At 65.3% G+C, this 8,884-nt stretch carries 6 protein-coding genes; 2 read left to right on the forward strand and 4 right to left on the reverse strand.

Going from position 1 to position 8,884, the window contains the following annotated elements:
* Positions 1-246: 246 nt before the first annotated feature.
* Entirely contained in the window at positions 247-1,221 is a 975-nt protein-coding gene (locus LU493_RS19235; RefSeq protein ID WP_275289426.1) for a malate dehydrogenase, read from the reverse strand.
* Positions 1,222-1,444: 223 nt separating this feature from the next.
* Here LU493_RS19235 and LU493_RS19240 point away from each other — a divergent pair, with 223 nt between their 5' ends.
* Both LU493_RS19240 and LU493_RS19245 read left to right on the forward strand, forming a co-directional pair.
* Positions 1,445-2,551 (forward strand): efflux RND transporter periplasmic adaptor subunit, encoded by a 1,107-nt coding sequence (locus LU493_RS19240; protein WP_275289427.1) that lies wholly within the window; start codon positions 1,445-1,447, stop codon positions 2,549-2,551.
* A gap of 2 nt (positions 2,552-2,553) precedes the next feature.
* A complete protein-coding gene (locus LU493_RS19245; protein WP_275289428.1) occupies positions 2,554-5,622 on the forward strand; it encodes an efflux RND transporter permease subunit in 3,069 nt (1,022 codons plus the stop codon).
* 181 nt (positions 5,623-5,803) lie between these two features.
* On the opposite strand, the gene rsd is transcribed toward LU493_RS19245, so the two are convergent.
* The 3 genes from rsd to gshA all read right to left on the reverse strand — a co-directional run bounded on the left by rsd (position 5,804) and on the right by gshA (position 8,555).
* On the reverse strand, positions 5,804-6,316 hold the full coding sequence (gene rsd / locus LU493_RS19250; protein ID WP_275289429.1) for a sigma D regulator: 513 nt from the start codon (positions 6,314-6,316) through the stop codon (positions 5,804-5,806).
* Positions 6,317-6,378: 62 nt separating this feature from the next.
* Positions 6,379-6,930: a disulfide bond formation protein B gene (locus tag LU493_RS19255; protein WP_275289430.1), complete on the reverse strand. Its 552-nt coding sequence runs from the start codon at positions 6,928-6,930 to the stop codon at positions 6,379-6,381.
* The gene (gene gshA / locus LU493_RS19260) at positions 6,927-8,555 is read right to left on the reverse strand and encodes a glutamate--cysteine ligase (protein WP_275289431.1); all 1,629 of its coding nucleotides are present in this window, start codon (positions 8,553-8,555) and stop codon (positions 6,927-6,929) included. The genes LU493_RS19255 and gshA overlap by 4 nt, the downstream gene beginning before the upstream one ends.
* Positions 8,556-8,884 lie beyond the last annotated feature (329 nt).

Consider the following 8,884-nt stretch of genomic DNA (forward strand, 5'->3'; position numbering starts at 1 on the left):
TCGTGGCTCGTGGCTCGTGGTTCGTGGTTCGTGGCTCGTGGCTCGTGGCTCGTGGCTCGTGGCTCGTGGCTCGTGGCTCGTGGCTCGTGGCTCGTGGCTCGTGGCTCGTGGCTCGTGGCTCGTGGCTCGTGGCTCGTGGCTCGTGGCTGGAAAGCAGCATCAGCTTGCCGCACCCCATAGCAAACACCCCCGCAGCACTGCTACGGGGGTGTTTTTTCTTCCAGCTTCGAGCTTCAGGCTTCAAGCCTAGCCGAGCAGATGCTCGACGGCTGCCCGCTCTTCGCGCAGCTCCTGCTCGGTGGCATTCATCCGATCACGGCTGAAGTCGCCGACCTCCAGGTCCTGAACGATCTCGTACTTGCCATTCTGGCAGACCACCGGGTAGGAATACATGATGCCCGGCTCGATGCCATAGCTGCCATCGGCGGGAATCCCCATGCTGACGATGCCGTCGCTGCCCAGCGCCCAGTCGCGCATGTGGTCGATCGCCGCGGAGGCGGCAGACGCGGCGGAGGAAGCGCCACGCGCCTTGATGATGGCGGCACCACGCTGCTGCACGGTGGGGATGAAGTCGTTCTCGTACCAGTCCTGATCGACCAGGTCGAGCGCCGGCTTGCCATCCACCTTGCAGTGGGCCAGATCCGGGTACTGGGTCGCGCTGTGGTTGCCCCAGACGATCATGGAGTCGACATCGTTGACGTGCTTGCCAGTTTTCTGAGCCAGTTGGGTCTTGGCACGGTTATGGTCGAGGCGCATCATCGCCGTGAACTGGCCGGCGTCCAGATCGGGGGCGTTGCAGGAAGCGATCAGGGCGTTGGTGTTGGCCGGGTTGCCCACCACCAGCACACGCACATCGCGGCTGGCATGATCGTTCAATGCCTTGCCCTGCACGGAGAAGATGGCGGCGTTGGCCTCGAGCAGATCCTTGCGTTCCATGCCCGGACCGCGCGGACGCGCGCCGACCAGCAGGGCAAAGTCGGCATCCTTGAAGGCGACATTCGGGTCGTCGGAGGCGACGATGTCCTGCACCAGCGGGAAGGCACAATCGTTGAGCTCCATCACCACGCCGTTGAGGGCGTCCATGGCCGGCGGGATCTCGAGCAGCTGCAGGATGACCGGCTGGTCCTTGCCCAGCATGTCACCGGACGCGATGCGGAACGCCAGGGAATAACTGATCTGGCCTGCGGCACCGGTAATGGCTATACGGACGGGGTCTTTCATCGTGGCTCCTTCGGTTGTCGCCGTGAGGATGAACCAGGCGGGCCAGGGACCCGCCTTGGCCGGGATTCGAACCGAGGAAATGGTATGCCTGCAGTGCACAAAACTCAATTCGACCTGAGATGAGACGCACGCCACGCGACGGCACGCTTTCCTCGACGCCGCTATGCTGAGATGATTTCGTCCTCCGCTCATGATGTTTCGTGACCCACCAGGGAAGGTCCGAATGCCGCGCCGACGCCCCGCCACTTCCGTCCTGCTGGCCATCGCGCTTGGCCTCGCCTTGCTGCTATGGCTCGCCTTCGGTGATCTATCGAGCTTTCGCGATGACCCGCCGCCGTCGACAGAGGCCGAGACACCGCCACTGCCCCGGGTCGAGGTCGAAACGCGCCATGCGGAACCCTATGCACCGTCACTGGTGGTCCAGGGGCATATCGAGGCATACCGCGAACTCGAGTTGCGCGCCCGGGGTTCCGGCCGCGTGGAAGCGCTCCCGGTGGCGCTGGGAGGGCGCGTCGAGCGCGGTGACGAATTGCTGCGACTCGAACAGGATGCCCTGCCCGAGCGCCTGGAACAGGCCGAAGCGGAACTGGCCCTGGCCCGCGCCGAGCTGTCCGGTGCCCGCGGGCTACGCGATCGCGAGCTCATCTCCAACCCCGAGCTACTGCGCCGCCAGAGCGCGGTGAGCGCCGCCGCCGCCGAACTCGCCGATCTGCGCCAGCAACGGGACGACACCCATATCAAGGCCCCCTTCGCCGGCGTGCTGGACCGGATCGACGTGGACCCGGGCGAGCTGCTCCAGGCGGGCGAAAGCTGGGGGCGCCTGGTCGACGCGTCACGACTTGTCGCCAAGGCCTGGGTGCCACAGCGCAAGGCCCTGTCGCTGGAACCGGGCCTGCCCGCCCGGGTACGCCTGCTCGACGACTCGACGCTCGAGGGCGAGCTCACCCATGTCGCCAGCCAGGCCGACGATGCCACGCGCAGCTTCGCCATCGAGGTCGAGCTGGCCAATCCCGAGCAGCGTCGGCTGGCCGGCGCCAGCGCCACCATCGAGTTGACGCTGCCGTCTCGCCGTGTGCACCGCCTCTCGCCGGCCTTGCTGGTTCTCGACGAACAAGGTCAACTGGCCATCGAGCACCTTGACGACCAGGACCGGGTGGTTCGCGACACCATCGAGCTGATCAGCAGTGACGACGAGGAAGCCCGCGTCACCGGTCTTCCCGAACGGATTCGACTGATCACGCTGGGCGGCGGCTTCGTCGATCCCGGCGAGGCCGTCACGCCGGTGACTGCCGACGAGACCGATGTCCCGACCGATGCGGAGCGGCCCTGACCATGCGCACGCTGATCTCGGCGGCGCTGGACCGCTCGCGCACCACCCTGCTGTTACTGATCGCTCTCTTGCTGGCCGGGCTCGGGGCCTGGCAGGCAGTGCCCAAGGAAGCCAACCCGGACATTCCCATCCCCATCATCTACGTGTCGATGACGCTGGAAGGCGTCAGTCCGGAAGACGCCGAGCGCCTGCTGGTCCGCCCCATGGAGCAGGAGCTGCGCAGTATCGAGGGGCTGCGCAAGCTGACCGCCCAGGCCGGCGAAGGGCATGCCTCCCTGAATCTGGAGTTCGATCCCGGCTTCGATCCCGACCAGGCCCTGACCGATGTGCGCGAGCAGGTCGACATCGCCAAGGCCGACCTGCCCGACGAGGCCGAGGAACCTCGTGTCATCGAGGTCAACGTCGGACTCTTCCCGGTACTCTCCATCGGCCTCTCCGGACCGATCGAGGAAAGTCGGCGCGTCGCCGTGGCACGCCGTCTCAAGGAAGAGATCGAAGGCATCCCCGAGGTGCTCGAGGTGGACATCGGCGGCGATCGGGAAAACCTGCTGGAAATCGTCGTCGACCCATTGGTGCTGGACAGCTACGGCGTCGATTTCGAGACGCTGTTCAACCGAGTCAGCCGCAACAATCGACTGGTGGCGGCCGGCAGCCTGGACACCGGCGCCGGACGCCTGGCACTCAAGGTGCCCGGGGTGATCGAGCAGCTCGAGGACGTGATGAAGATGCCGGTCAAGGTGGACGGCGATCGAGTCGTGACCTTCGGCGATGTCGGCTGGATCCACCCCACCTTCAAGGACCCCCAGGGGTTCGCCCGCATCGATGGCCAGCCGGCCCTGGTGCTGGAAATCGCCAAGCGTGCCGGCGCCAACATCATCGCCACCATCGAGTCGGTGAACGACCTGCTCGACGAGGCCGATGGCATGCTGCCCAAGGCCCTCGACGTCACCACCATCATGGACCAGTCCGAGATGGTCGAATCGATGCTCTCGGAACTGCTCAACAACGTCCTCACCGCGGTAGTGCTGGTGCTGATCGTGATCCTCGCCGCCATGGGGCTGCGCCCCGCCCTGATGGTCGGACTGACCATTCCCGGAGCCTTTCTCACCGGCATCCTGCTGATCTGGGCGATCGGCTTCACGCTCAACATGGTCGTATTGTTCGCCCTGATCCTGGTAGCCGGCATGCTGGTCGACGGCGCCATCGTCGTCAGCGAGCTTGCCGACCGCCACCTGCGTCAAGGACAGGCACCACATGACGCCTGGATCAACGCCGCCAGCCGGATGAGCTGGCCGGTCATCGCCTCCACGGCCACGACCCTGGCAGTCTTCATCCCCCTGCTGTTCTGGCCCGGCGTGGTGGGCGAGTTCATGAAATACCTGCCCGCCACGGTCATCCTCTGCCTGCTGGCTTCCCTGGCCATGGCCCTGGTCTTTCTGCCCACCCTGGGCGGCGTATTCGGCGCTCGCAGCGGTCGGGCGCTGAGCGATACCGAGCTGATCACCTCCGGTGGTCGTCTGTATCGCGCCCTGCTGGCCCGACTGCTGACCCGGCCGGGGCTTACCCTGCTGGTCGCTCTGCTGCTGATGGCCCTGACCTACACCGCCTATGCCCGTTTCAACCACGGCGTGGAGTTCTTCCCCAGCGTGGAGCCCGACAGTGCCCAGATCCTCGTCCACTCCAGGGGCGACTTCTCCGCCAGGGAAAATGATGCCATCGTCCAGCGGGTCGAAGCGCGCCTTACCGACATGAGCGAGATCCAGGCCCTCTATGCCCGTTCCTTCTCCAACCCCGACCAGCAGCTCGGCGCCGATGTCATCGGGGTCCTGCAATTCCAGTTGATCGACTGGCACGAGCGACGACCGGCCAGCGATATCCTCGCCGACATGGCCGAACGTACCGACGACATTCCCGGCGTGAGGCTGGAATTCCGCGAGCAGGAACAAGGGCCGGCCGCCGGCAAGCCCATCGTGCTGGAGGTCGGTGCGACCACCACCGAACAGGCCGAGTCGGCCGTGGCCTCCCTGCGCCAGGCCATGAACGAGCTCGGCGGCTTCCGTGACATCGAGGACGACCGCAGCCTGCCCGGCGTGGAATGGCGCGTCAGGGTCGACCGCGAGGCCGCTGCTCGCTTCGGCACCGATGTGGCCACCATCGGCAGCGCCGTGCAACTGCTCACCACCGGCCTGCAGGTGGCCAGCTACCGCCCCGCCGGGGTCGATGACGAGGTCGATATCCGGGTGCGTCTGCCGGAAAATTCGCGCACCCTGGATCAGCTCGACCGCTTGACGTTGAATACCTCCCGAGGCCAGGTCCCGATCTCGAACTTCGTCAGCATCGAGCCGGCCCCCAAGGTCAGTACACTGCACCGCATCGATGGGCGCCGCGCCATCACCCTGGAGGCCGATGTCGCGGCAGGCGAGCGCCCCGACGAGCGCCTTCGCGCCCTGACCGGGGCCATGGAGGAACTGCCCGACGGGGTCAGCGTCCAGGTCGCCGGGGAGCAGGAGGATCAGCAGGAGGCCATGAACTTCCTGGTCATGGCTTTCCTGGTGGCGATCTGCCTGATGGCATTGATCCTGGTCACCCAGTTCAACAGCCTCTACCAGACGCTGCTGGTTCTGTCGGCCATCGTCTTCTCCACCGCCGGCGTATTGCTCGGCCTGCTGGTCAATGGACAGCCCTTCGGCATCGTCATGGTGGGCATGGGCATCATCGCCCTGGCCGGCATCGTGGTGAACAACAACATCGTGTTGATCGACACCTTCAACCAGCTTCGCAACGACGGCCTGTCGCCGGTCGAGGCCGCGCTCCAGGCGGGCGGACTACGCCTGCGGCCGGTGCTGCTCACCGCCGTGACCACGGTACTCGGCCTGATGCCGATGGTGCTCGAGATCAACGTCGACCTCTTCACCCCCAGGCTCGGCCTGGGAGCGCCCTCGACCCAATGGTGGGGACAACTCTCCAGCGCCATCGCCGGCGGCCTGACCTTCGCCACGGGACTGACACTGCTGCTGACACCCTGCATGCTGGTACTCGGGCCAGGAGGGAGGAAGAGCCGTAAGCTGTAAGCTGTAAGCTGTAAGCTGTAAGCTGCGAGCATCGAGCCACGAGATTCGAAGGGCAACCCCAAGGCAGCGTAGCTCGAAGCTCGAAGCTCGAAGCTCGAAGCTCGAAGCTCGAAGCTCGAAGCTCGAAGCTCGAAGCTCGAAGGCAGCGTACCCCCAACCCCTCTCGGGTCAAGTGGGGCCTTCAGGCCCCCGGCGAGCTTCCGGCGTGCACTTCGGCACGGGCGGCGTCGGGGGCGTGGGCGGCGTGCAGGCGACCGATCAGCCGGTCTTCCAGGGAGAAGCGTTCGGTGAGTCCCTTCTGCAGACGATCGAGCCAGGCGGGCAAACGGGCCATGTGGTATTCGCAGCGCGTGGCGCTGGCATAGTCTTCGTCGAAGGCCAGCACCAGTTCGGTGGACATGTCGAGACGCTCCAGCAGGCTATCTGCCAGTGCCAGGGCGGCATTATCCTCGAACGCCTCGGCTTCGGCCCGCAGCTGGGGATAGACCTCGAAGTGACCGGCGCTGATGTAATCCATCAGTAGCTCACTGAAGGCATCGATGCGCGCCTTGCTCAAGGTTTCGAGATCGGCGTCGCAAGTCTCGTGAAGTTCGCGGAAATTCGTCAGCAGCGCCCGCCGCTCGGAAAGCCAGCGATCGATCAACTGATGAACGCCCCCCCAGCGTTCCTGCGCGTTCTTGCAGTCTTCCAGCATGGGTGTCTCCCTAGAATGAACCGCCGACCCTGGAAACAGACTCACCTTTGCCGGAGGCACTGTCAATCCCGACCGGGCACCCCCTGCCAACGATAGCCATGATCGCGCCGCAGCGACTTCGCCAACAAGCCCAGCGGTGCCAGCATCAGCGCCACGAATCCGATCAGCGTCCAGCCGGGCAACGACAGGCCCAGCAGGCTCGCGCCGACCTCGGCGCACTCACCGGAGCCGGTCAGCACCGTGGCCAGTACCTCTCGCAGCGGCAGGATCTCCATCATGTAGTCCAGTCCCGGGCCGCAGCTCGGTACCTGATCCGCCGGCAACGACTGCAGCCACAGATGGCGACCGGCCAGGCCGATACCGGCACCGACCGCCACCAGGCCCAGGAGTCCATAGATCGCCGCGCCGGCACGTCCCCTGGGGTCATGCCAGGCGGCAAGCGCGAAGACGGCTCCGGCAGCGATCACCGCCACGCGCTGGAAGATACACAGCGGGCAGGGCTCCAGGCCGGCCCCGTGCTCCAGCCCCAGGGCTACCGCCATCATCAGCACGCAGAATGCCAGCCCCGCCAGGCTCCAGCGACGCACGCTCCACTCGTCGAGTTCCATGATCATGATTGGCCTCCTGCGGCCCGCAATGGCGTCAAGGCCCGGGACTCCCGGGCACGATCGAAATAGTCGGCCAGGAAGTCACCAAAACTTTCACTCTCCGACGCTTCGATCTCTCCCTGCTGCTGCTGAGAGGTATCCACCAACTGGTCGAATAGCGCCGAACGGGCAGGCCCGATGGGCTCGTCGCGCAGGTGATCGGCCTGTTCCCGGGCCAAGGCCATGACGACGTCGACGAATTCCTCGTCACCCTGCTCCAGGCGCGCCAGCAGCCGACCGGAGGGGGTCAAGGACGGGTCATCGAGCCAGGGCGTCAACTCAGCCAGGGCCTCGGCATGCGGGGCGCCCTCTTCCAATCGATCGAGCAGCGTGGCGACCTCGCGCAGCTCGGCGAAGATATCGTGTCCCCAGTCGGCGATGGAACGCTTGCGACCATGATGGTCCAGGCGCAGCTCAGGATCGCGCCCTCGCGACACCACCAGCCGGCGATTGTCGTCGAGATGCTCGCATTCCTCGTCGCTGATCCAGGGGCTCTCCGAGAGCAGGCACCACATCAGGAAGGTATCGACGAAGCGGCTTCGCGTCGCATCGAAGCCCAGGGGATCGAAGGGATCAAGGTCGAGGCACCGCACCTCGATATACTCGACGCCCCGCGCCTCCAGTGCCTGACTCGGCGTCTCGTCGTGCCGCGCGACCCGCTTGGGCCGAATGTCGCTGTAGTACTCGTTCTCGATCTGCAGGATATTGGCATTGAGCTGTCGCCAGTCGTCGCTGTCTCCCTTGACACCCAGCGCGCCATAGTCGGGCCAGGGGGTCGAGATGGCATGACGCAGCGTATTGACGTAGTTGGACAGCGAGTTGAAGCAGATCTTGAGCTGCGCCTGCACCTTGTTCTGGTACCCCAGATCGGACATGCGCAGGCTGGTCGCGTAAGGCGACACCAGGGTCTTTTCACCGAGGGGCTTCAGCCCCTCGGGTACACGCCCATCGGGCAGGAAGCTGCGATCCACCGCCGGCGAGGCGCCGAACAGATACAGCAGCAACCAGCTATGGCGACGGAAGTTGCGAATCAGGTCGAAGTAACGCGACGAACGGTAGTCCTGCATGGACGTCTGCTCATTGCCATCCAGGGTCTTGAGCAACGACCAGAAATCATCCGGCAAGGAAACATTGTAGTGAACGCCGGCAATGGCCTGCATGATGCGCCCATAACGCACGTCCAGCCCCTTGCGGTAGACGTGCTTCATCATGCCCACGTTGGAGCGGCCGTAATCGGCGATGGGAATGCTCTCGTTACCGTCGAGCCGGGCCGGCATGCTGGCCGGCCAGATCAACTCGTCGTTCAGGCGACGGTAGCTGAACCGATGCAGGTCGGCGAGAAACGCGAGGGCGTCCTCGGGCCGGCTGTAGACCGGCGTGATGTACTCGAGCAAGGCCTCGGAGTAATCCGTGGTGATATGCGGATGGGTCAGCTTCGAGCCAAAATCGGCGGGATGCGGCGTCTGGGCGATACGACCTTCGGCGTCGACGCGTAATCCCTCCTTTTCGATGCCGCGGCGCAGGCGGCCGAAACGCCCCTGGCTGGCCGGCCCGCTGAGTCGTTCGATGAGGGTGGAGAGCGATTCGGACAAGATGACACCCCATGTCGTGTCGGCCGGTCGGGCAAGCGGCCGGCGTCCCGGTTATCGGTCGGGCGCCGCGGCACCCAAGGAATTTCAGATTATGGCGCCGAAAAACGGCGATTCAAGGTTTCGACGTCGCGAGACGCGAGACGCGAGACGCGAGACGCGAGACGCGAGACGCGAGACGCGAGACGCGAGACGCGAGACGCGAGACGCGAGACGCGAGGATGGTGCCACCGCCCTCTAAGCCGTCAACCCTTCAGCTCGAAGCTCGAAGCTCGTAGCTCGTAGCTCGTAGCTCGTAGCTCGTAGCTCGTAGCTCGTAGCTCGTAGCTCGT

The sequence above is a fragment of the Halomonas elongata genome (assembly GCF_029081005.1).
Classification (GTDB): Bacteria; Pseudomonadota; Gammaproteobacteria; order Pseudomonadales; family Halomonadaceae; genus Halomonas; species Halomonas elongata_B.